At 67.6% G+C, this 20815-nt stretch carries 22 protein-coding genes and 1 tRNA gene; 18 read left to right on the forward strand and 5 right to left on the reverse strand.

From position 1 onward, the window contains the following. Positions 1-13 precede the first annotated feature (13 nt). The 9 genes from phnG to F3H87_RS00710 all read left to right on the forward strand — a co-directional run bounded on the left by phnG (position 14) and on the right by F3H87_RS00710 (position 7631). Complete coding sequence (gene phnG, locus F3H87_RS00670) at positions 14-469, forward strand: phosphonate C-P lyase system protein PhnG (protein ID WP_149786949.1); 456 nt, start codon at positions 14-16, stop codon at positions 467-469. After that, on the forward strand, positions 469-1059 hold the full coding sequence (gene phnH, locus F3H87_RS00675; protein ID WP_149786948.1) for a phosphonate C-P lyase system protein PhnH: 591 nt from the start codon (positions 469-471) through the stop codon (positions 1057-1059). Before phnG ends, phnH begins: the two co-directional genes overlap by 1 nt. After that, a complete protein-coding gene (locus tag F3H87_RS00680; RefSeq protein WP_149786947.1) occupies positions 1059-2156 on the forward strand; it encodes a carbon-phosphorus lyase complex subunit PhnI in 1098 nt (365 codons plus the stop codon). Before phnH ends, F3H87_RS00680 begins: the two co-directional genes overlap by 1 nt. Then, entirely contained in the window at positions 2153-3010 is an 858-nt protein-coding gene (locus F3H87_RS00685; RefSeq protein WP_149786946.1) for an alpha-D-ribose 1-methylphosphonate 5-phosphate C-P-lyase PhnJ, read from the forward strand. Before F3H87_RS00680 ends, F3H87_RS00685 begins: the two co-directional genes overlap by 4 nt. Beyond that, entirely contained in the window at positions 3007-3777 is a 771-nt protein-coding gene (gene phnK / locus F3H87_RS00690; RefSeq protein WP_149786945.1) for a phosphonate C-P lyase system protein PhnK, read from the forward strand. The genes F3H87_RS00685 and phnK overlap by 4 nt, the downstream gene beginning before the upstream one ends. 11 nt (positions 3778-3788) lie before the next feature. Further along, on the forward strand, positions 3789-4472 hold the full coding sequence (gene phnL / locus F3H87_RS00695; RefSeq protein ID WP_149786944.1) for a phosphonate C-P lyase system protein PhnL: 684 nt from the start codon (positions 3789-3791) through the stop codon (positions 4470-4472). After that, the gene (gene phnN / locus F3H87_RS00700) at positions 4469-5014 is read left to right on the forward strand and encodes a phosphonate metabolism protein/1,5-bisphosphokinase (PRPP-forming) PhnN (protein ID WP_149786943.1); all 546 of its coding nucleotides are present in this window, start codon (positions 4469-4471) and stop codon (positions 5012-5014) included. The genes phnL and phnN overlap by 4 nt, the downstream gene beginning before the upstream one ends. A 44-nt stretch (positions 5015-5058) precedes the next feature. Then, a complete protein-coding gene (locus tag F3H87_RS00705) occupies positions 5059-6252 on the forward strand; it encodes an alpha-D-ribose 1-methylphosphonate 5-triphosphate diphosphatase (protein ID WP_149786942.1) in 1194 nt (397 codons plus the stop codon). Positions 6253-6371: 119 nt separating this feature from the next. Then, entirely contained in the window at positions 6372-7631 is a 1260-nt protein-coding gene (locus tag F3H87_RS00710; RefSeq protein WP_149786941.1) for a malonyl-CoA decarboxylase, read from the forward strand. Between the two features lie 20 nt (positions 7632-7651). On the opposite strand, the gene F3H87_RS00715 is transcribed toward F3H87_RS00710, so the two are convergent. Next, a complete protein-coding gene (locus F3H87_RS00715) occupies positions 7652-8071 on the reverse strand; it encodes a hypothetical protein (protein WP_149786940.1) in 420 nt (139 codons plus the stop codon). Positions 8072-8194: 123 nt separating this feature from the next. Here F3H87_RS00715 and F3H87_RS00720 point away from each other — a divergent pair. The 6 genes from F3H87_RS00720 to F3H87_RS00745 all read left to right on the forward strand — a co-directional run bounded on the left by F3H87_RS00720 (position 8195) and on the right by F3H87_RS00745 (position 13006). Further along, positions 8195-8268, forward strand: a tRNA-Gly gene (locus F3H87_RS00720). Between the two features lie 163 nt (positions 8269-8431). Then, positions 8432-9487, forward strand: a complete 1056-nt coding sequence (locus F3H87_RS00725; protein WP_149786939.1) for a C4-dicarboxylate TRAP transporter substrate-binding protein — start codon at positions 8432-8434, stop codon at positions 9485-9487. 4 nt (positions 9488-9491) lie between these two features. Continuing rightward, entirely contained in the window at positions 9492-9995 is a 504-nt protein-coding gene (locus F3H87_RS00730) for a TRAP transporter small permease subunit (RefSeq protein ID WP_149786938.1), read from the forward strand. Beyond that, positions 9992-11305: a TRAP transporter large permease gene (locus F3H87_RS00735; RefSeq protein ID WP_149786937.1), complete on the forward strand. Its 1314-nt coding sequence runs from the start codon at positions 9992-9994 to the stop codon at positions 11303-11305. Before F3H87_RS00730 ends, F3H87_RS00735 begins: the two co-directional genes overlap by 4 nt. A 17-nt stretch (positions 11306-11322) precedes the next feature. Then, the gene (locus tag F3H87_RS00740; protein ID WP_149786936.1) at positions 11323-12099 is read left to right on the forward strand and encodes a cyclase family protein; all 777 of its coding nucleotides are present in this window, start codon (positions 11323-11325) and stop codon (positions 12097-12099) included. Between the two features lie 4 nt (positions 12100-12103). Beyond that, positions 12104-13006 (forward strand): fumarylacetoacetate hydrolase family protein, encoded by a 903-nt coding sequence (locus tag F3H87_RS00745; protein ID WP_149786935.1) that lies wholly within the window; start codon positions 12104-12106, stop codon positions 13004-13006. 169 nt (positions 13007-13175) lie between these two features. On the opposite strand, the gene F3H87_RS00750 is transcribed toward F3H87_RS00745, so the two are convergent. From F3H87_RS00750 to F3H87_RS00760, 3 genes are read right to left on the reverse strand one after another with little or no spacing between them, the layout of a single operon-like run. Beyond that, the gene (locus tag F3H87_RS00750) at positions 13176-13967 is read right to left on the reverse strand and encodes an ABC transporter permease (RefSeq protein WP_149786934.1); all 792 of its coding nucleotides are present in this window, start codon (positions 13965-13967) and stop codon (positions 13176-13178) included. Then, positions 13960-14727, reverse strand: coding sequence for an ABC transporter ATP-binding protein (locus F3H87_RS00755; RefSeq protein WP_149786933.1), 768 nt, complete (start codon positions 14725-14727; stop codon positions 13960-13962). Before F3H87_RS00755 ends, F3H87_RS00750 begins: the two co-directional genes overlap by 8 nt. 45 nt (positions 14728-14772) lie before the next feature. Next, positions 14773-15786 carry an ABC transporter substrate-binding protein gene (locus tag F3H87_RS00760; protein ID WP_149786932.1) on the reverse strand — a complete coding sequence of 338 codons (1014 nt, stop codon included), beginning with the start codon at positions 15784-15786 and terminating at the stop codon, positions 14773-14775. A gap of 141 nt (positions 15787-15927) precedes the next feature. On the opposite strand from F3H87_RS00760, the gene F3H87_RS00765 reads away from it, so the two are divergent. Then, the gene (locus F3H87_RS00765; protein WP_149786931.1) at positions 15928-17718 is read left to right on the forward strand and encodes an ABC transporter transmembrane domain-containing protein; all 1791 of its coding nucleotides are present in this window, start codon (positions 15928-15930) and stop codon (positions 17716-17718) included. Between the two features lie 3 nt (positions 17719-17721). Here the strand turns inward: F3H87_RS00765 and F3H87_RS00770 are convergent, their stop codons facing one another. Continuing rightward, a complete protein-coding gene (locus tag F3H87_RS00770) occupies positions 17722-18918 on the reverse strand; it encodes a hydantoinase/carbamoylase family amidase (RefSeq protein WP_149786930.1) in 1197 nt (398 codons plus the stop codon). Between the two features lie 123 nt (positions 18919-19041). On the opposite strand from F3H87_RS00770, the gene F3H87_RS00775 reads away from it, so the two are divergent. Together F3H87_RS00775 and F3H87_RS00780 are read left to right on the forward strand one after the other, a co-directional pair. Continuing rightward, complete coding sequence (locus tag F3H87_RS00775) at positions 19042-19695, forward strand: histidine phosphatase family protein (protein ID WP_149786929.1); 654 nt, start codon at positions 19042-19044, stop codon at positions 19693-19695. A 48-nt stretch (positions 19696-19743) separates the two neighbouring features. Further along, positions 19744-20799, forward strand: coding sequence for a saccharopine dehydrogenase (locus F3H87_RS00780; protein WP_149786928.1), 1056 nt, complete (start codon positions 19744-19746; stop codon positions 20797-20799). The last annotated feature ends 16 nt before the right edge of the window (positions 20800-20815 follow it).

Below are 20815 nucleotides of genomic sequence, written 5' to 3' on the forward strand. Positions count from 1 at the left end.
CGAAGTTGTCGAGATGAAAGATACCGTTGACGGGAACGAGGACCGCAAAGGCTGGATGAGCCTGTTCGCCAGGGCGCCGGAGGGCCGGGTGGCGGCGTTGCTGGACGCGGCCTGCACGCGGCCCGGTTTCACCTGGCTGCGCCCGCCCGAGATCGGCAGCGTCATGGTGCAGGGCCGGGCCGGGGGCACCGGCGCGCCGTTCAACCTGGGCGAAATGACGGTCACGCGCTGCGCGCTGAAACTGGCAAGTGGCGAGGCGGGCCATGCCTATGTGCAGGGCCGCCGCAAACCCGATGCCGAGGCGGCGGCGCTGGTCGATGCGCTGATGCAGACCGACCTGGCCGATACGCTGCGAACGCAGGTGATCGCGCCCCTTGGGGCCGAACTGGCCGCCGCCACGCAGGCCCGCGCGAAAAAGGCAGCGGCGACCAGGGTCGATTTCTTCACAATGGTACGGGGAGAGGACTGATGCACCCGCAAACCCTTGAAGGCGGTTTCGCAAACCCGGCCGCCGATGCGGCCCATGCCTTTCGCAGCGTGATGGAGGCGGTGGCCCGCCCCGGCACGATCCACGAAATCACCGGCGCCCGTCCGCCCGCACCGCTGTCGCCCGCCGCCGGGGCGGTGCTGCTGACGCTGTGCGATACCGACACGCCGCTGTACCTGGCCGGTGCGGCCGATTGCGACGCGGTGCGTGCCTGGCTCGCCTTTCACACCGGCGCACCGCTTGCGGGGCCGTCGGACTGCATGTTCGCGCTGGGCACGTGGGACGCGCTGCTGCCGCTGTCGGCCTATCCCAAGGGCTCACCCGAATATCCCGACCGCTCGGCCACGCTGATCGTCGAGGCCCCGGCGCTTTCGGACGAGGGCGCCGTGTTGCAGGGGCCGGGCATCCGCGACACCGCCCGCCTGTCGCTGCCCGATATCGGGGCGTTCCGCCAAAACCGCGCGCTGTTCCCGCTCGGGCTCGATTTCCTGTTTACCTGCGACGGCCGCATCGCCGCGCTGCCGCGTGCGACACGGGTCGCGGCGCCGGCCGAGATGGCGGAGGCGCGCTGATGTATGTCGCGGTCAAGGGCGGCGAGGCCGCCATTCGCAACGCCCATGCCTGGCTGGCCGAGGAGCGCCGGGGCGATACTTCGGTCGCCGAATTGTCCATCGCGCAGATCCGCGAACAGCTCAGCCTGGCGGTCAACCGGGTGATGGCCGAGGGGTCGCTCTACGATCCCGACCTTGCCGCGCTGGCGATCAAACAGGCGCGCGGCGACCTGATCGAAGCGGTGTTCCTGATCCGGGCCTATCGCACGACATTGCCGCGATTTGGCGCGACGCGGCCGGTCGAAACCGCTGACATGGCGTGTGACCGGCGCATCTCGGCCACGTTCAAGGATCTGCCGGGCGGGCAGATCCTGGGCCCGACATTCGACTACACCCACCGGCTGCTGGATTTCAAACTGGCCGCCGAAGGGGGGAAAGAGGTGCAGCAGGCGGAGCAGGCCGGGGATGCCGCCCCGGCGCCGGTGCCGCATGTCACCGGCTTCCTGAACCGCGAGGGGCTGATCGAAGAGGCCCCGCGCGACGACACCCCGCCGCCCGACCTGACCCGCGAACCGCTGGAAATGCCCGCCGACCGTGCGCTGCGCCTGCAGGCGCTGACCCGCGCGGACGAGGGGTTTACCCTGTCGCTGGCCTATTCCACGCAGCGCGGATACGCCCGCAACCACGCCTTCGTGGGCGAGTTGCGTATCGGCACCGTCGCGGTCGAAATGGACATCCCCGAGCTCGGGTTCGCCATTGATATCGGCGAGATCACCCTGACCGAATGCGAAACCGTCAACCAGTTCACAGGGTCGAAAACCGAACCGCCGCAATTCACCCGCGGCTACGGGCTGGTTTTCGGGCAGACCGAGCGCAAGGCGATCTCGATGGCGCTGGTCGACCGCGCGCTGCGCTGGGAGGAACTGGGCGAGGATGACATGGGCGCCCCGGCGCAGGATGCGGAATTCGTCCTGTATCATTCCGACAACATCCAGGCGACCGGGTTCCTGGAGCATATCAAGCTGCCCCATTACGTCGATTTCCAGTCGGAGCTGGAACTGGTGCGCAAACTGCGCCGCGAGGCGGGGGCAGAGCCGATGCAGGAGGCGGCGGAATGACCGACCAAGCCTATAACTTCGCCTATCTCGACGAACAGACCAAGCGGATGATCCGCCGCGCGATCCTGAAAGGGCTGGCGATCCCCGGCTACCAGGTGCCCTTTGCCAGCCGCGAGATGCCGATGCCCTATGGCTGGGGCACCGGCGGCGTGCAGGTCAGTGCCGCCGTTCTGACGCCCGATGACCGGTTCAAGGTGATCGACCAGGGCGCAGACGACACCACCAACGCCGTCTCGATCCGCAGCTTTTTCGAACGTACCGCCGGGGTGGCGACGACCACCGTCACCACCGAGGCAACGGTGATCCAGACCCGCCACCGCATCCCCGAGGTGCCGCTGGCCGAGGGGCAGATCCTCGTCTACCAGGTGCCAATCCCCGAGCCGCTGCGCTTTCTCGAACCGCGCGAAAGCGAGACCCGCAAGATGCACAGCCTTGAGGAATACGGGCTGATGCATGTGAAGCTTTACGAGGATATCGCGCGCCACGGGCATATCGCGACCTCCTACGCCTACCCGGTGAAGGTCGAGGGGCGCTACGTGATGGACCCGTCGCCGATCCCGAAATTCGACAACCCGAAACTGGCCGATTGCCCGGCGATCCAGCTTTTCGGCGCCGGGCGCGAGCAGCGGATTTATGCGCTGCCGCCCTATACGCAGGTTGTCAGCCTCGATTTCGAGGATCACCCGTTCGAGGCGTCCCGCGCCGATCACCCCTGCGGGTTGTGCGGGGCGGTGGACAGCTATCTTGACGAGGTGATCACTGACGATGCGGGCGGGCGGATGTTCGTCTGCTCCGACACCGATTATTGCGAGACCCGGCAGGCCGCCGGCCATCGCGGAAAGGATGCGGCATGACCCCGTTGCTGTCTGTTCAGGGTGTGACCAAACGCTATGGCGCGCATATCGGATGCGCCGACGTGTCCTTCGATCTTTACCCCGGCGAGGTGATGGGGATCGTCGGCGAAAGCGGATCGGGCAAGTCTACGCTGCTCAACTGCATGGCCGGGCATATGGCGCCGGATGCAGGCAAGGTGGTGTTCGACACCCGCACCGACGGCCCGCGCGACACGCTCACCATGTCCGAACCCGAGCGCCGGATGCTGGGCCGCACCGACTGGGCCTTCGTGCATCAGCACGCGCGCGACGGGCTGCGCATGGGCGTTTCCGCCGGCGGCAACGTGGGCGAGCGGCTGATGGCCGTGGGCGCGCGTCACTATGGCGACATCCGCGCGCGGGCGACCGACTGGCTGGAACGGGTCGAGATCGCGCCGGGCCGGATCGACGACCGGCCCACCACCTTCTCGGGCGGGATGCAGCAGCGCCTGCAGATCGCGCGCAACCTTGTGACCGGGCCGCGGCTGGTGTTCATGGACGAACCGACCGGGGGTCTTGATGTCAGCGTGCAGGCGCGGCTGCTGGACCTGCTGCGCGGGCTTGTCCGCGACATGGGGCTGTCGGCGATCATCGTCACCCACGACCTAGCGGTGGTGCGGCTGCTGGCCGACCGGCTGATGGTGATGAAATCGGGCCATGTGGTCGAGGCCGGTCTGACCGACCGGGTGCTGGACGATCCGCAACATGCCTATACGCAGCTTCTGGTCAGCTCTGTGCTGCAAGTGTGAGGGGGAAGAGGATGATCGACCTGCAAAACGTTTCGAAAACCTTTACCCTGCACAACCAGGGCGGCGCGACGATCCGGGTGATGGACGGGGCCACCCTTTCGGTTGCGCAGGGCGAATGCGTGGCGCTGACCGGGGCGTCGGGCGCGGGGAAATCCACGCTGATGCGCATGATCTACGGCAACTACATGGCGCAGGGCGGCGCGATCCGCGTGGGCGGCGTGGATCTTGTGCAGGCCGAACCGCGCGAGATCATCCGCATCCGCCGCGAGGTGCTGGGTTATGTCAGCCAGTTCCTGCGCGTGGTGCCGCGCGTGCCCACGCTGGACGTGGTGGCCGAGCCGCTGCGCGCGGTGGGCGTGCCGCGGGACGAGGCGCAGGACCGCGCGCGTGCCCTGCTGTCGCAGCTCAATATCCCCGAACGGTTGTGGTCGCTGTCGCCCACCACCTTCTCGGGCGGGGAACAGCAGCGGGTGAACATCGCGCGCGGCTTTGCCCATGCATATCCCGCGATGCTGCTGGACGAGCCGACCGCCAGCCTGGATGCCGCGAACCGCGAGGTCGTGCTGGGCCTGATCGCCGAGGCCAAGGCGCGCGGCGCGGCAATCGTCGGGATATTCCACGACGAGGCGGCGCGCGACCGCGTCTGCGACCGCGAAATCGACGTCAGCCGGTTCAGCCCGGCCCGCGCGGCATGAGCGCGGGGCGGCTGATCGCCGTGGTCGGCCCGTCGGGTGTCGGCAAGGACAGCGTGATGGACGCGCTGTCCGGGGCCGCGCCCGCGTTCCGGCGCGTGCGCCGCACGATCACACGCGCGCCGCACCTGGGGGGCGAGGATTTCGATCCGCTGACGCCGGACGAGTTCGACCGGGCGGTCGCGCGTGGGGCGTTCTGCCTGCACTGGGCCGCGCACGGGCTGCGTTACGGCATCCCGGCCACCGTGCTGGACGAAACCCGCGCCGGGGCGGACTGCCTGGCCAACCTGTCGCGCGATGCACTGCCACGGGCGGCGGGGATATTTCCGCGCCTCCTGGTCATGAACATCACCGCCGCGCCTGACGTTCTTGCCCGGCGGCTGGCGGGGCGCGGGCGGGAAAGCGCCGATGAGATCGCCCTCCGGCTCGGGCAGGCGTCCAAGCCTTTGCCACCGGGGCTGGAGGTCGTCACGATTTCCAACGACGGATCGCTGGAGCAGACCGTGGCGCAGGCGCTGGCCGCCTTGCTGCCGGAAAGGGCATAGATATGGGCACCGCCCGCACCATCACCGCGAAAAGAGGAACCAGCATGAACTCTCCTATCCCGCGCATGTCGCCTGCCCGCGCCGGGGGCCAACCCGGTGCCGGTAGCCTGTGCCTGGCCAATGCGCGGCTCGTGCTGCACGACCGGGTGATGACGGGCCGGATCACGGTCGAAGACGGGCAGATCGCCGGGATCGCCGAGGGCGATCGCGTGCCGGGCGGTGCGGTGGATTGCGCGGGCGATTACGTGATGCCGGGGCTGGTCGAGCTGCATACCGACAACCTGGAACGCCATATCGAGCCGCGCCCGGCGGTCGACTGGCCGCACCTGCCGGCGATCCTGGCGCATGACGGCGAATTGGCCTCGACCGGGATCACAACGGTGTTCGACGCGCTGCGCGTGGGCTCGATCCACGACAGCAAGGCGCGCTACGGCGCCTATGCCCGCAAGCTGGCCGACGAGCTGCTGGCGGTGCGCGCCGAGGGGCACCTGAAGATCAGCCATTTCCTGCACCTGCGGGCCGAGATCTGTTCGGAAACCCTGCTGGAGGAAATGGCCCAGTTCGGCCCCGACGACCGGGTGGGTATCGTCAGCCTGATGGATCACACGCCCGGCCAACGGCAGTTCCGCGATCTGCAGGCGCTGCGCACCTACGTGTCGAAAAAGCGCGGCATGTCGGATGCCGATTTCGCCGACCATGTCGCCAACCTCAAAGAGCTTCAGCGGCTTTATGGCGAGCTGCACCAGATCGGGGCCGTGGCCGAGGCGCGGCGCTATGGCGCGGTGCTGGCCAGCCATGACGACACCACCGCCGAACAGGTGGTGCAATCGCGTGAAAACGGCGTGGGCTTCGCCGAGTTTCCGACCACGATCGAGGCCGCCGGGGCCTGCCACGCCAACGGCATCGCAGTGATGATGGGGGCGCCGAACCTGATCCGCGGCGGATCGCATTCCGGCAATGTCGCCGCCAGCGAACTGGCCCATGCCGGGCTGCTGGATATCGTGTCGTCGGATTACGTGCCCTCGGCGCTGCTGCTGTCGGCCTTCAGCCTGTCGGAGCTGTGGGGCGATCTGCCCCGCGCTGTGGCCTGCGTGACGGAAAACCCGGCAAAGGCGGCGGGGCTGACCGATCGCGGCCGGCTGGCGCCCGGATTGCGCGGCGATCTTTTGCGGGTCGGGCAGGCCGGGCAGACACCGCTGCTGCGCGGGGTCTGGAGCAACGGCCGCCGCGTGGGCTGACGCCCGGCCTGCGGCGGCACCGATCTGCGCAGGCGGGCCCGGCGGGGCGGGAACGGCTCGACGAAGCCGGCAAGCTGCGCTTTGATGTGACGGGACAAGGCACATCGGGGGGCCCGGACATGGCCAATAGCAGTTTCCTTTCCGATCTGATGGCGCGCGTCGCGCAGGCCGGCTGGCGCCGCCATGCGCGGGGCGATGCATCGGACACGTTCGACCTGTTCCAGCGGCTGCTGGGTGACGAGGGCGAGGCATCCGGCCTTGTGACCGCGATGCAGGCGCTCGACCAGTTCGAGACGCATTCGCCCTCGGAAAAGGCGCAGCTGTTCCACAAGATCGCCGGGGAGTGCAGCGTGGACGATGCGGCCCTTGCCGATGCGATTGCCGCCTACCGGCCGGGCGATGCCGAGGCCGCGCGGCGCATCCACTATACCGCCGAACCGCAAAGCCTTGAACTGATCCGCAGGCTCAACCGCGTGCCGGGCGCCACCGCGCGGCTGGTGAACATGCGCGCCGATCTGCTGGGCGCGCTGCGCGATGCCCCGTCGCTCAAGGGGCTGGATGCCGATTTCGAGCATCTTTTCGCAAGCTGGTTCAACCGGGGTTTCCTCGAAATCCGCAGGATCGACTGGCACACCCCCGCCGACATCCTGGAAAAGATCATCACCTACGAGGCGGTGCACGAAATCAACGGCTGGGACGATTTGCGCCAGCGCGTCGCCGATCCCGACCGCCGGCTTTTCGCGTTCTTCCATCCCGCGATGCCGTCGGACCCGCTGATATTCGTCGAGGTCGCGCTGACCCGCGTCATCCCGGCGGCGATCGACGCGATCATCCGCAGCGACCGCGACCGGATCGACCCGACGGATGCGACGACGGCGGTGTTCTACTCGATCTCGAACTGTCAGAAGGGGCTGCGCGGCATCTCGTTCGGGAATTTCCTGATCAAGCAGGTGGTCGCCGAACTGCAATCGGAACTGCCGAACCTGAAAACCTTTGTCACGCTGTCGCCGGTGCCGGGCCTGCGCAAATGGGCCGAGGCGCGGCCCGACCTGCTGACGCCCGGTGACCTGGCCGCCATCGACGCCGCGGATGGCCCGTCGTTCGACGATGCCCGCCGGATCGCCGCGCGCTACCTTCTGCACGCCCGCCGCCCGCAGGGCACCGCGATGGACCCGGTGGCGCATTTCCACCTGGGCAACGGCGCGGCGCTGCACCGCATCCACGCCGCCGCCGATCTCAGCGCGAATGGGCGGGCGGGCAGTTGGGGGGTCATGGTGAATTACCTTTACGATGGCCCAAGCATCGAGGCGAACCACCAGGCCTATGCCACCGCGCACAAGATCACCGCCTCGGCCGAGGTCAGGAAGCTGGCCGACTGACCGGCGGGCCGGCGCACCGCTCAGCGTGCCGCGCAATCGGTCAGCGCAAAGCTGTAGCCGGCCGATGGCAGCGCCCTGAACAGCCGGTAACCATCGCTTCCGGCCCGGAAAAGGGCGGCGGGTTCGCGCACGTGGATCGTGGTGGGCGGGCCATCGACTGGCCAGCCGAGGGAAAACAGCTTGATCATGGCGGCAGCCCCGCCGTTTTTCGTCTGCGAAAGCCGGGCGCTCATGCATTCGCTTGCCGCGCCGTCATGGATGCAGGTCGCTTCCTCGGGCTGGCGATGCGGCCAGTTCGAGACGAAGACAAGGCGGTCGCTGCCGATGATGACGGTGCCGCCGCCGTTGATCTCGTCATAGGGAACCGTGCATTCCCAGGTTTCCGACAGTGCCGGGCCCGCGGTCAGGGCGGCGAGTGCGATCAGGGGAAGGCGCATCATGGCTGTTCCTCCTTGCCCGGACGAAGGCGTGGCTGCGGCCGTTCCTGCGCGGTCCGGGCGGGGGAAACGCGGTCTTGCGTCTTGACCCGTCTGTATCGGTCCTCTAATCAGCCACTGTACCAAGCGGGTATAGCTTAATGGTAAAGCCCCTGCCTTCCAAGCAGGCTATGTCGGTTCGATTCCGTCTACCCGCTCCATGATTCCCGTTCACAAGGCGCGATGCGGCGGTGGAAACCGCGCTTCTTGACTGCGCAGGGAATGGGGATACGCTCGGCCCCAGGGAGGAAATTCCGCCATATGGGCGGGATCGGCGATGACCGGCGCGACACGCTGGCCGCCACCGCGGGAGGAGTATTACCCATGAAACTGAGGACAGTCGGTGCCGCGCTCGTGCTGGGGGCCATGCCTGTGGCCGGCGTGGCCGAAACCTATAACGTCACCGTCGCCGCGGGTCATCCGCCGGTCTTTCGCTGGGTGCGCATGATCTCGGAACAGTTCATCCCGACCGTGCAGGCCGGGCTTGAGGGCAGCGGCCACACGATGACTTTCTCGGAGCAGTACGGCGGCGCCATCGCCGGTGTCGGCGAAGAGCTTGAGGCGGTCGAGGCCGGGCTGGCCGAGATCGGCACCTGCCAGGCGTTGTTCGACCCGGCCAAGCTGGCGGTGCAGAACGTGACCTATTACACCCCCTTCGTCAGCGACGATGTGCGGCAGGTCGCCACCACCGTGGATGCGATGCATGATGACAACCCCGACATGCTGCGCGCCTATGCCGACAACGGCGTGGTCTATATCGGCGCGCCGATCGGCATCGACGATTACCTGCTGATGACGAACTTCCCGGTGGACAGCCTGGACGACCTCGATGGCCGCAAGATCGCGGCGCCGGGGGCGGCGATCAACTGGCTGTCGGGCACGGGCGCCGTGGGCGTGGCGGGGAACCTGACCACCTATTACAACGAGATCAAGACCGGCGTTTACGATGGCGTCATCGTGTTCGCCAGCGCCGCGCTTCCCGGCAAGCTCTACGAGGTCGCGCCCCATATCACGAAGTTCGGGCTGGGCGCGCAATATGCCGGTTCGCTCTGCGCGAACGAGGCGTGGTACGACGCCCTGCCGGACGAGGTGAAGGCCGCGCTGGAGGCGGGCGCGGATGCCGCGATGCAATGGTATCACGATGACCTCGAAAGCTTCGTGGAGATCGCCCTGACAAAGATGCAAGAGGCCGGCGCGACCGTCACCGAGGCCACGCCCGAGATGCGCGCGCAATGGGCCGACGGCATGGACAACGCCGCAAGGGTCTGGGCCGATGAGCTGGATGCGCAGGGCCGTCCGGCCTCGGCCATCCTGTCGGCCTACATGGATGCGATGCGCGCCGCCGGCGCGACACCGCTGAGGGACTGGGACAAGGAATAACCCGATGCGGCGCATCCTGCGCGCCCTCGATGGCGCGACCCAGGCCGCGAACGTGGCCGGGTCGCTGCTGATCCTTGTGCTGATGGCGCTTGTCGGGCTCGACGTGGCGGGGCGCAACCTGTTCGGGGCACCGGTGCCGGGCGTGCCGGAAATGGTGACGCTGTCCATCGTCGCCATCGTGTTCCTGCAGATCCCGCAGGCGCTGCGCGCGGGCCGCATGACGCGCTCCGAGGCGGTGCCTGGCTGGCTTTCGCGGCGCGCGCCGTGGGCGGGCAGGATGCTGGAAACCCTGTTCGACCTGCTGGCCATCGCCGTGGTCTGGGTGATCCTGCGCAGCACCTGGCCGATCTTTACCCGCGCGTGGGACAGGGGCGAATTCATCGGCGCGCTGGGCGATTTCACCGTGCCGGTCTGGCCGGTGAAGGCGACGATCCTTCTGGGCTGCGCGCTGCTGATCGCACAATTCGCCGCCCGCATCCTGCGCCGCTGGGCCGGGGGCGCGGCATGAGCCCGTTCGATATCGGCCTGATCGCGCTGGCCGCGATGTTCGGCACGGTCCTGCTGGGCCTTTACGTGCCGGTTGCGCTGATGGTCTGTTCCTTCGCCGGGGTCTGGGCGATCAAGGGTTCGCCGCTGCTGGCCTCGAAACTGCTGGCGCTGGCGGCGAACGATGCGATCTCCAGCTATTTCTTCGGCGTGGTGCCGCTGTTCGTGCTGATGGGTTTCGTCGTGTCCGAGGCCGGTCTGGGCCGCGACGCGTTCGACGTGGCCAACGCCATGTTCCGGCGGCTCAGGGGCGGTCTGGGCGTCGGCACCGTGGGGGCCAACGCGATCTTTGCCGCGATCACCGGCATCTCCATCGCCTCGGCCGCCGTCTTTACCAAGATCGCCGTGCCGCAGATGATCCGCCACGGCTATGCCCCGCGCTTTGCCGTGGGCGTGGTCGCCGGGTCCAGCGTGCTGGGGATGCTGATCCCGCCCTCGCTGCTGCTGATCCTCTACGGCATCCTGACCGAGCAGAGCATCGGCGACCTGTTCATCGCCGGTATCGGGCCGGGCATCCTGCTGGCGGTCTTTTTCGCCGTGGGAATCGTGGCGATGGCGATCTTCACCCCGCGTTTCGTCGGTCGCCCCGACGATGTGGACGACGGCGCGCTGCGCCCGGCCGAGATGCTGCGCAAGGGCCTGCCCATCGCGGGGCTTATCGTGCTGGTGCTGGGCGGCATCTATGCCGGTATCTTCACCCCGGTCGAGGCCGGCGCGATGGGCGCCATCGGCGCACTGGCCCTCGGGTTCGCCATGCGGCGGCTGACATGGGGCAAGCTGTGGACCGTGCTGGTCGATACCGGCATGGTCACCGCCACGATCTGTTTCCTGATCATCGCCGCGCAGATGTACAGCCGGATGCTGGCGCTGTCGGGCGTGCCCGGCGGGATCGGCGCCTGGGCGGCAGGGGCCGAGCTGGGATTCTGGGGGCTGATGCTGCTTTACGTGGCGATCGTGATCGCGCTGGGGATGATCCTCGACAGCTCATCCATCATGCTGATCCTCGTGCCGCTGATGCTGCCCGTGGTGGTGCCTATGGGGATCGACCTCGTGTGGTTCGGCATCGTCACCGTCCTTGCGGTGGAAATCGGCCTGCTGACACCGCCTTTCGGCATTTCCGTCTATGTCATCAAGGCGACACTCGACGATGACAGCATCACGCTGGCCGACATTTTCCGCGGGGCAGCCCCTTTCGCGCTGATGATGCTGGCGGTCTTGCTGATCGTCATCGCCATCCCATCCGTCGCCACCGGCCTGTTGCCGGGGCGCTAGACAAAAGGAGACACGCCATGCCACGCCGTTTCGTCGATATCTCGGTCCCGCTCGAGGCGGGGATCGCCAGCGATCCGCCGATCATGCTGCCCGAGATCGACTATCTCGACCACAAGATGACGGCGGGCCAGATCGCGTCGTTCTTTCCGGGGCTCAGGGAAAGCGATCTGCCGGGCGGCGATGGCTGGGCGGTCGAGATGCTGCGCGTGTCCAGCCATAACGGCACGCATCTGGACGCGCCGTATCACCACCATTCCACGATGAACGACGGCGAGCGCGCGATCACCATCGACGAGGTGCCGCTGGAATGGTGCTTTGCACCCGGCGTGAAGCTGGATTTCCGCCACTTCCCCGATGGCTATCTCGTCAGCGCGCAGGAAATCGAGGATGAACTCGCGCGCATCGGCCACGATCTGCAACCGCTGGATATCGTCGTGGTCAACACCGCCGCCGGGGCGAAATACGGCGCGCCCGATTACGTCGACAGCGGCTGCGGCATGGGACGCGAGGCCACGCTCTACCTGCTGGAACGCGGCGTGCGCGTCACCGGCACCGACGCCTGGAGCTGGGACGCCCCGTTTTCGCACACCGCGAGGAAATGGATGGACACCCACGATCCCGGCATCATCTGGGAAGGCCACCGCGCGTCGATCGACATCGGCTATTGCCACATGGAGAAACTTGCCAATCTCGACAGCCTGCCGCCGACGGGGTTTACGATCAGCTGTTTCCCGATGAAGCTGAAGGGCGGATCGGCCGGGTTCACCCGTGCCGTGGCGATATTCGAGGAGTGAGCACATGAAACTGGGAACGGTCGCCCATGAGGGCGTGGAAAAACCCGTCGCCGTGATCGACGGTGACACGCTGCTGGACCTGCGCGCGGCAGGGCTGGATATCCGCGACATGGTGCAGCTTGTGGAAATGGGCGAGGCGGGCCTCGAGGCGGTGCGCGACGCGCTGGCCAACCCGCAATTCGGCGCGACGCTGGGCATGGAGGACGTGGAGATGCGCGTGCCGATCCGGCCCGTGCAATACCGCGACTGCCTGGTGTTCGAGGCGCATCTGAAGAACTGCTTTACCGCAATGGAAAAGGTGACCGGCCGCGCGCACGAGATCCCGCCGGTCTGGTACGAGCAGCCGATCTATTACAAGGGCAACAGGCTGAGCTTCATCGGCCACGGGCAGGACGTGCGCTGGCCCAATTACGCCGATTTCCTGGACCTCGAGCTTGAGCTTGCGATCATCATCGGCAAGCGCGGCACGGATATCCCGGCCGGGGATGCGCCGGGATATATCTGGGGCTACACGATCCTCAACGATATGACCGCGCGGGATGCGCAGATGGTGGAAATGGCCGGCCAGCTCGGGCCCGCCAAGGGCAAGGATTTCGACACCGGCAATATCCTCGGCCCGTGGATCGTCACGGCGGACGAGATCGGCCACCCCGTCGCGCTGGATATGGAGGTGCGGGTGAACGGCACCCGCTGGGGCGGCGGCAGTTCCGCGCAGATGCATCACAGCTTTGCCGATATCATCGCGCATATCTCGCGCTCGGAAACGCTCTATCCCGGCGAGGTGATCGGCTCGGGCACGGTGGGCACCGGCTGCGGGCTGGAACTGGGCAAGCGGCTGGAGCCGGGCGATACGTTCGAGTTGGAGGTCGAGAAGATCGGGATTCTTGAGAACCGGATCGTGAAATGACGCCACCGGGGCGAGGGGCGCTACCCCTTTTGGGCCTGCGGCCCAATTCCCGGGGCTCCGCCCGTTCGGGCCTTGAAACGTCCACCGGACGTTTCATCGCGCTATCGCGCGAACCGGCCCTCACCCCCCGGAGTATTTCGCGGAACGATGAAAGGCGGGGCCGGCGCAGTCAGCTGCGCCAGCGCAGCATCCGGGCTTCGATCCGGCTGATGGCCCAGCTGAGCACCACCCCGAGCGCTGACAGGATCACCACACCGGCGAACAGCCGTTCGAGATCGTAGAGCGAGCCGGCCTCGAGGATATAGGCGCCGATGCCGTATTGCGCGCCCAGCATTTCCGCCGCGACCAGCAGGATGATCCCGATGCTGAGGGAAATGCGCATCCCCGACAGGATGCCGGGCAGCGCGCCGGGCAGCACGATCTTGGTCACGATCGACAGCCAGGGCAGGCCAAAGCTTTGCCCCATGCGGATCAGCGTGCGGTCCACGTTGTCGACCGCGCCGAAGGTGGCGACCACCGTGGGGGTAAAGGTGCCGAGCGCGATCAGCGCGTATTTCGATCCCTCGTCGATGCCGAACCAGATCACGAAAAGCGGCAGCAGTGCGATCTTGGGGATCGGGAACAGCGCGGCGACCAGCGGCACCAGCCCGGCGCGGGCCAGGCTGAACAGGCCGATCAGCACGCCGATGCCGATGCCCGCGGTGACCCCCATCGCGCTGCCCACGGCCAGCCGGCTGAGCGAGGGCAGGACATGCTGGAACAAGAGGCCGGATTGCCACAGGTCGATCAGCGTCCGCGCCACGTCCGAAGGGCGCGGCAGCGTGAGGCTGGAAATCCACCCCGCCCGCGTGCCCCATTCGACGATGGCGATCAGCAGGATGAAGACAAGCAACCCGACGCCGCGTTTCTGCACCGGGCGGAAGCCGCCGCCGCGAAAGGGGACGGGACGGGGATCAGCCATGCGCCAGCTCCGCATCGGCGGCCCTGGCCTCTTCGCGCATCAGGTGCCACAGGTGATCCTGCGCGCGGGCCAGTTCGGGGTCGGTGGCGTCGCGGGCATCGAGGGGGGTGTCGATCCCGACCACCTCGCGGATGCGGCCGGGGCGGCGCGACAGCACCACGATCCTGTGGCCGAGGCGCACCGCCTCGGACAGGTTGTGGGTGACGTAGACGGCGGTAAAGGGCGTGCGTGTCCACAGGCCCACAAGGTCGTCCATCAGCAATTCGCGGGTCTGTGCGTCGAGCGCGGAGAGCGGTTCGTCCATCAGCATGACCGCGGGGTTCACCGCCAGCGCGCGGGCGATGGCGACGCGCTGCTTCATGCCGCCCGACAATTGCCGGGGCAGGGCGCCCGCGAAATCCGACAGGTTGGTGCGTGCCAGCACATCGGCGATGCGATCCGCGCGGTCTTGCCGCGAAACCGCGCGGTCTTCGAGCACAAGCGAGATGTTGCCCGCGACCGTGCGCCAGGGCAGCAGCGCGAAATCCTGGAACACGAAGGTCAGCGGGTTCAGGCAATCGGGCGGCGGGTCGCCCAGTTGCATGATCTGCCCCGCGCTGGGCCGCTCCAGCCCGCCGATCATGCGCAGCAGCGTGGATTTTCCACAGCCCGACGGGCCGACGATGCAGACGATCCGGCCCGAGGGAATGGCAAGCGAAATGTCGGACAGCACCTCGACCGCATCGTAGCGATGGGTCAGGCCTTGGATCGTCAGGTCCATCGGGGCTCCCTGTGGGGCGGGCCGCGCGGGCCCGCACCGGGTTGGTCACATCGTGGCGACGTAGGACGGATCGACCAGCGTGTCCATGGTGACGCTGTCCTTGACCAGCCCTTCGGCCTTGAACCAGTCGAGCTGGTCCTGCACCGAGGTGGTGTTGAGCGCCGCGCCCGCGTTGACGCGCATCGCGCCGTTCACGATGCCGGCCTTGGCGGCCTCGTAGTCACGGTCGGTATAGACGTATTTGTGGATCAGTTTGACCATGTCCTCGGCGGCGTCCTCGCCCGCGGTCCGGTCGACCAGCGCGGCGTTGAAATCGTCGGCACCCTTTGCGAAGGCGGCCAGGAACGCCTCGGTCTTGGCGCGCTCGTTCGCGGCGTTCGCGGCCGAGGTAAAGACCGTCGTCACCTGGTAGTCGGGGATGTAATCGGCCACGTCGCCGATGATATGCACCGCGCCCGATCCGGCCAGCGGCTTGGCGATATGCGGCACGATCGACCAGGCGTCGACCTGCCCCGATTTCATCGCGCCGATGATGGCGCCGACCTTTTGCAGGGGGGTGAAGGTCATCTCGATCCCTTCGGCCTGCGCGATCTTGGACCCCATGTAGTGGAAGGACGACCCGGCCTGCGTGACCGCCCATTTCTTGCCCGCCAGTTGCGCGGGGCTGGTCAGCCCGGCCTGGAACGCGGCGTCCGAGGCCAGGATCTTTTGCCCGTCGATACCCTTTTCCTCGGACAGCCCGCCGCCGATCACCTTGGCCGCGCCCTTTTCGGCAAGGCTGATCAGCCCGCCGGATATCGCGGTTACGGCGTAATCGGCGTCGCCCGAGGCGATCGCCACCGCCATCGGCTGCGCGGCCTGGAAGAACTTGAACTCGACATCGAGCCCCGCCTCGGCGAAATATCCGCGCTCATAGGCGACGAAGCTGGGTGCGTGGCTGGTAAAGCGCAGCGCCCCCACGGTCAGTTTCGTGTTGGCCAGCGCCGGCGTGCCCAGCATCGGCAGCGTGGCGGCGCCCGCCATAAGGCCCAGCGTGTTGCGGCGTGTAAAACGGGTCATCGGATCCTCCCCCCGGCTATCTCGGTTGCGTGGGGAGATTTGACCGAATGGTCGGGGAAATCAACCCGCGACAGAGCGTCGCTTGCCCGGGGCGCGCGGAAAGCTTAAACCCCTCACGCGCGAACGAGGAAGGATATCCAGATGGCAGAGGCGGCGCCCGCGGGCGAACAGGAGCGCGAGAAATCCAAACGCGTGGGCGCGTTGCGCCGGCTTTGGCCCTTCATGAAACCCTATCGCAAGCTGATGGTCGCGGCGGGGCTGGCGCTGACCCTGACTGCCTGCCTGTCGCTGGCGTTGCCGATGGCGGTGCGGCGCGTGGTCGACAATTTCGGGGCCGAGGACGGCGCGCTGCTGGATCGCTATTTCGGCGCGGCGATGGTGTTGGCGGGGCTGCTGGCGATCGGCACGGGGCTGCGTTACGCGCTGGTCACGCGGCTGGGCGAACGGGTGGTCGCCGATATCCGCAAGGCCGTGTTCGACCGCGTGCTGTCGATGAGCCCGGCCTTTTACGAACGCATCATGACCGGCGAGGTGCTGAGCAGGATCACCACCGACACCACGCTCATCCTGTCGGTGATCGGTTCGTCGATATCCATCGCGCTGCGCAACATCCTGATCTTCATCGGCGGGCTGACGCTGATGCTGCTGACCTCGGCCAAGCTGACGGGGCTGGTGCTGCTGCTGGTGCCCGTCGTGATCGTGCCGATCCTGACGCTGGGCCGCAAGCTGCGCAAGCTCAGCCGCGAGAACCAGGACTGGATCGCCGAAAGCTCGGGCAGCGCGTCCGAGGCGCTGTCGAGCGTGCAGACGGTGCAGGCCTTCACCCATGAAAGCCACACGCGCGCGGCCTTTTCCGATGTGACCGAGAAAAGCTATGACGCGGCGCGGCGGCGGATCACCACCCGCGCGGTGATGACGGTGATCGTCATCTTCCTTGTGTTTTCCGGGGTTGTGGGCGTGTTGTGGATCGGCGCCAACGATGTGCGCGAGGGCATGATGACGCCCGGCGCGCTGGTGCAGTTCGTGATCTATTCGGTGATGGTCGCGGGCGGCGTGGGCGCGCTGTCGGAGATCTGGGGCGAGCTGCAGCGCGCCGCCGGAGCCACCGAGCGGCTGGTCGAGCTGCTGGAAACCGAGGACGCGGTACAGGACCCCGGAAACCCGGTCTCCCTGCCTGCGCCCGTGCGTGGTGAAATCGCGTTCGAGGGCGTGTCCTTCGAATATCCCGCGCGGCCCGATATCCCGGCGCTGGAAGCGGTCGACCTGTCGATTCGCCCCGGTGAAACGGTGGCGCTGGTGGGGCCCTCCGGTGCGGGCAAGACGACGGTGATCCAGATGATCCTGCGGTTCTACGACCCGCAGAAGGGCCGCGTGACGCTGGACGGCGTGGCGCTGACCGACATGGCGCGCGACGGGTTCCGCCGCCACCTGGCGCTGGTGCCGCAGGACCCGGTGATCTTTGCCACCACCGCACGCGAGAATATCCGCTTCGGTCGGCCCGAGGCGAGCGACGCCGAGGTCGAGGCCGCGGCGCGCGCGGCGGCCGCGCATGATTTCATAATGGCGCTGCCCGAGGGCTATGACAGCCAGGTGGGCGAACGCGGCGTGATGCTGTCGGGCGGGCAAAAACAGCGCATCGCCATTGCCCGCGCGATCCTGCGCGACGCGCCGGTGCTGCTGCTGGACGAGGCGACCAGCGCGCTGGACGCCGAAAGCGAGCGCGCGGTGCAAAGCGCGGTGGATACGCTGGCCGAGGGGCGCACGACGATCATCGTGGCGCACCGGCTGGCGACGGTGAAAAAGGCCGACCGCATCATCGTGATGGAGGCCGGCCGGATCGTGGCGCAGGGCACCCATGACGAGCTGGTGGCGCAGGACGGGCTTTACGCGCGGCTGGCGCGGCTGCAGTTCACCGACGGGCAGGCCGCGTAACCGTTACAGCCGGGCGACGGCGCGTGCCAGCACCGCCATCCCGGTCACGAGGTCGGATTCGTCGGTATCCTCGGCGAAATCGTGGCTGATCCCGTCGATCGAGGGCACGAAGAGCATCGCCGCCGGCATCAGTTTCGCCACGTTGGCCGCGTCATGCAGCGCGCCCGACTGCATCCGCCGCCAGCGCCCCGGACATACCGCTTCCGCTGCATCGGCCAGCGCGGATTGCAGGGGGGCGGCCATGTCCACGGGCTCCAGCCCCAGCATGGTGCCAAACTCCACCTGCAGGCCGCTTTCGCCTGCGATGTCTGACGCCGTGTCGCGGATGATCGTTTCCATCCGGCGCAGGCGGTCGCCATCGCCGTCGCGCCACTGCATCGAGAATGTGCAGCGCCCGGGCACGATGGAATGGGCGTTGGGATGCACCTCGACATGGCCGTTGGTCCAGACCGTCTGCGGTGCCACCACGTTGCGGAACCTTTCGTTGATCGCGGTGACGAAAGCCACCATCGCCTGCACCGCGTCCTTGCGCCGGTGCATCGGCGTGGTGCCGGCGTGGTTCTGTTCGCCGGAAAAGGTGATCCGCATGTCGCGGATGCCGACGATATCGGTCACGACGCCTGCCGCCTCGCCCGCCTCGTAAAGCCACGGGCCCTGTTCGATATGCACCTCGACGAAGCCGCTGAACCGGCCGGGATCGACGAAATCGCCCGCCAGGTGGGACATCGCGCCGCGCGCCTCGGCGAAGGTGATGCCGTCGCGGTCGGTCAGCGTGTCGGCTGCGTCCAGCGCCAGCGCGCCCGACCAGATGGTCGAGCCTGTGGTGACGCCGAACCGCCCCTCCTCGTCCTGGAAGTTTGCCACCGATACGGGCGGGCCGCCCGCCTCGGACGCGGCGCGGGCCAGTTCCAGCCCGCAGATCACGCCAAGCGCACCGTCCAGCCAGCCGCCCTCGGGCTGGGTGTCGGAATGCGAGCCGACCAGCAGCGATTTCGGCGCGTCCGACAGGCCGAACAGGCTGCCCACCGGGTCGAAATGCGGGGTCAGGCCGGCCTCCTGCATCTTTTGGGCCAGCCACTCCCGCGCGGCGATGTCGGGGGCGGAATAGGCCGGGCGCACCACGCCCTTGCCGATGCCTGATGCGCCGAACCCGCGCAGCTCGTGAAGGTCGCTCAGGAATCGGTCGGGGTTGATCTGCATGGGGCGCTCCTTGTCGTGACGCGACGGAGCCAACACCAAGAGCGGCCCGCGTGCAAGCGGGCCATTGCATCCCCGCGCTGCTCCTCCTAATCCGTTTACGACGCCAAATGGGGAAGGAATGCGATGTCCACCATCACGCTTGTGCGCCACGGACAGGCCAACACCGCCGCGCGGGACGAGGCGGATTACGACCGGCTGAGCGCGCTGGGCCACAGGCAGTCCGAATGGCTGGGCGATCACCTGCGCGACACCCGCGAACATTACACCCGCGTCTATACCGGCACGCTGACGCGGCATCGTGAAACGGTGGCGTCGATGGGGTTCGGCGCCGACGCGGCGGCCGATGCGCGGCTGAACGAGCTGGAGTTCTTTACGCTTGCCCACGCCCTGCGGGCCGAGCATGGCGTGCCGTTGCCCGCCACGCGCGAGGATTTCGTGGGGTATATGCCGCGGCTGTTGCAGGCATGGGCGGATGGACAAATCGAGGGCGCGCCGGAACCTTTCGACAGGTTCGAGGCCCGGATCACCGACGCGCTGGCCGATATCGCCGGCGGGCACGGGCCGGCGCTGATCGTCACCTCGGGCGGGCTGATCGGCATGGCGGTGCGGCAGGTGATGGGGCTGGATATAACGGCCTTTGCGCGCACCGCGATCGCGATCATGAACACCTCGGTCCACCGGCTGCACCCGATCGGCGATGCGATGTCGCTGACGCAGTTCAATGCCGTGCCGCATCTGGACCGGCCCGAACGGCAATTCGCCCAGACCCATCTTTAAGCCGGGCGCAGGCGGCGCTAGGTTGCTGCCAAACCAAGCGGGGACACCATGACACATCTGTGGGTGCGCGCCGAGCAGCGCGAGAACGAAGAGCGGGTCGGCCTGACGCCCGAGGGCTGCGCCGCGCTGATCGCGCAGGGTATCCGCGTGACGGTCGAGGACAGTTCGGTGCGCGCGATCCCCATCGGCGGCTATCGCGCGGCGGGTGCCGAAATCGCGCCGGAAAACAGCTGGCCGGATGCCCCGGTCGACGCGATCATCTTCGGCCTGAAGGAGCTGCCCGAGGACGGCACGCCGCTGCCGCATCGCCACATCATGTTCGGCCATGCCTACAAGGGCCAGCCCGCCGGGCAGGATCTGCTGCGCCGGTTCCGGGCCGCGGGCGGCACGCTTTACGACCTGGAATACCTTGTTAACGAGGATGGCCGCCGGGTGGCGGCGTTCGGATACTGGGCCGGGTTCGCGGGCGCGGCGGTGACGCTGACGGCCTGGGCCGCGCAGCAGCGGGGCGGCATTTGCGGGCCGGTGGGTGTCCATGCCGGGCGCGATGCGCTGGTATCCTCGCTGACGCAGGAGATGGCGGCCACCGGCGCCGAGTGTCCCCGTGCCATCGTTATCGGCGCGCTGGGGCGGGTGGGCACCGGCGCGTCGGATCTGTGCGAGGCGGTGGGTGTGCAGGTCACCCGCTGGGACATGGCCGAAACCGCAAGTGGCGGGCCGTTTCCGCAAGTGTTGGCGCACGAGGTATTCCTGAACTGCATCCTTGCCCAGCCCGGTTGCCCGGTCTTCGTGCCGGCGGATGCGAAAACTGCGCCGCGCAAACTGACCGCCATCGGCGATATCGCCTGCGATCCGACCTCGGATTTTTCGCCGGTCAAGGTCTATGACCGCACGACCACCTGGGCCGAACCGGTGTTGCGCGTGCAGGACGATCCGGTGCTGGATGTGATGGCGATCGACAATTTGCCGTCCATGCTGCCGGTGGAAAGCTCGCAGGATTACGCGGCGCAGCTTTTGCCATCGCTGCTGACGCTGGGCGACCCGGACAGCGGCGTCTGGGGGCGGGCGAAGGCGACATTCGACGACCATATCGCGCGCCTCTGAGCGCGCCGGGAAAGGG

This window comes from Lutimaribacter pacificus (assembly GCF_900142185.1).
Lineage (GTDB): Bacteria > Pseudomonadota > Alphaproteobacteria > Rhodobacterales > Rhodobacteraceae > Lutimaribacter > Lutimaribacter pacificus.

What these genes read in the sequence shown, in the direction of transcription:
- phnN (WP_149786943.1), top strand. Translation starts at nt 4,469, where the DNA reads ATGAGCGCGGGGCGGCTGATCGCCGTGGTCGGCCCGTCGGGTGTCGGC.
- F3H87_RS00770 (WP_149786930.1), bottom strand. Translation starts at nt 18,918, where the DNA reads ATGCAGATCAACCCCGACCGATTCCTGAGCGACCTTCACGAGCTGCGC.
- F3H87_RS00710 (WP_149786941.1), top strand. Translation starts at nt 6,372, where the DNA reads ATGGCCAATAGCAGTTTCCTTTCCGATCTGATGGCGCGCGTCGCGCAG.
- F3H87_RS00680 (WP_149786947.1), top strand. Translation starts at nt 1,059, where the DNA reads ATGTATGTCGCGGTCAAGGGCGGCGAGGCCGCCATTCGCAACGCCCAT.
- F3H87_RS00780 (WP_149786928.1), top strand. Translation starts at nt 19,744, where the DNA reads ATGACACATCTGTGGGTGCGCGCCGAGCAGCGCGAGAACGAAGAGCGG.
- F3H87_RS00740 (WP_149786936.1), top strand. Translation starts at nt 11,323, where the DNA reads ATGCCACGCCGTTTCGTCGATATCTCGGTCCCGCTCGAGGCGGGGATC.
- F3H87_RS00775 (WP_149786929.1), top strand. Translation starts at nt 19,042, where the DNA reads ATGTCCACCATCACGCTTGTGCGCCACGGACAGGCCAACACCGCCGCG.
- F3H87_RS00760 (WP_149786932.1), bottom strand. Translation starts at nt 15,786, where the DNA reads ATGACCCGTTTTACACGCCGCAACACGCTGGGCCTTATGGCGGGCGCC.
- F3H87_RS00745 (WP_149786935.1), top strand. Translation starts at nt 12,104, where the DNA reads ATGAAACTGGGAACGGTCGCCCATGAGGGCGTGGAAAAACCCGTCGCC.
- F3H87_RS00715 (WP_149786940.1), bottom strand. Translation starts at nt 8,071, where the DNA reads ATGATGCGCCTTCCCCTGATCGCACTCGCCGCCCTGACCGCGGGCCCG.
- phnG (WP_149786949.1), top strand. Translation starts at nt 14, where the DNA reads ATGAAAGATACCGTTGACGGGAACGAGGACCGCAAAGGCTGGATGAGC.
- F3H87_RS00750 (WP_149786934.1), bottom strand. Translation starts at nt 13,967, where the DNA reads ATGGCTGATCCCCGTCCCGTCCCCTTTCGCGGCGGCGGCTTCCGCCCG.
- F3H87_RS00755 (WP_149786933.1), bottom strand. Translation starts at nt 14,727, where the DNA reads ATGGACCTGACGATCCAAGGCCTGACCCATCGCTACGATGCGGTCGAG.
- F3H87_RS00685 (WP_149786946.1), top strand. Translation starts at nt 2,153, where the DNA reads ATGACCGACCAAGCCTATAACTTCGCCTATCTCGACGAACAGACCAAG.
- phnH (WP_149786948.1), top strand. Translation starts at nt 469, where the DNA reads ATGCACCCGCAAACCCTTGAAGGCGGTTTCGCAAACCCGGCCGCCGAT.
- F3H87_RS00725 (WP_149786939.1), top strand. Translation starts at nt 8,432, where the DNA reads ATGAAACTGAGGACAGTCGGTGCCGCGCTCGTGCTGGGGGCCATGCCT.
- phnK (WP_149786945.1), top strand. Translation starts at nt 3,007, where the DNA reads ATGACCCCGTTGCTGTCTGTTCAGGGTGTGACCAAACGCTATGGCGCG.
- F3H87_RS00705 (WP_149786942.1), top strand. Translation starts at nt 5,059, where the DNA reads ATGAACTCTCCTATCCCGCGCATGTCGCCTGCCCGCGCCGGGGGCCAA.
- F3H87_RS00765 (WP_149786931.1), top strand. Translation starts at nt 15,928, where the DNA reads ATGGCAGAGGCGGCGCCCGCGGGCGAACAGGAGCGCGAGAAATCCAAA.
- F3H87_RS00735 (WP_149786937.1), top strand. Translation starts at nt 9,992, where the DNA reads ATGAGCCCGTTCGATATCGGCCTGATCGCGCTGGCCGCGATGTTCGGC.
- F3H87_RS00730 (WP_149786938.1), top strand. Translation starts at nt 9,492, where the DNA reads ATGCGGCGCATCCTGCGCGCCCTCGATGGCGCGACCCAGGCCGCGAAC.
- phnL (WP_149786944.1), top strand. Translation starts at nt 3,789, where the DNA reads ATGATCGACCTGCAAAACGTTTCGAAAACCTTTACCCTGCACAACCAG.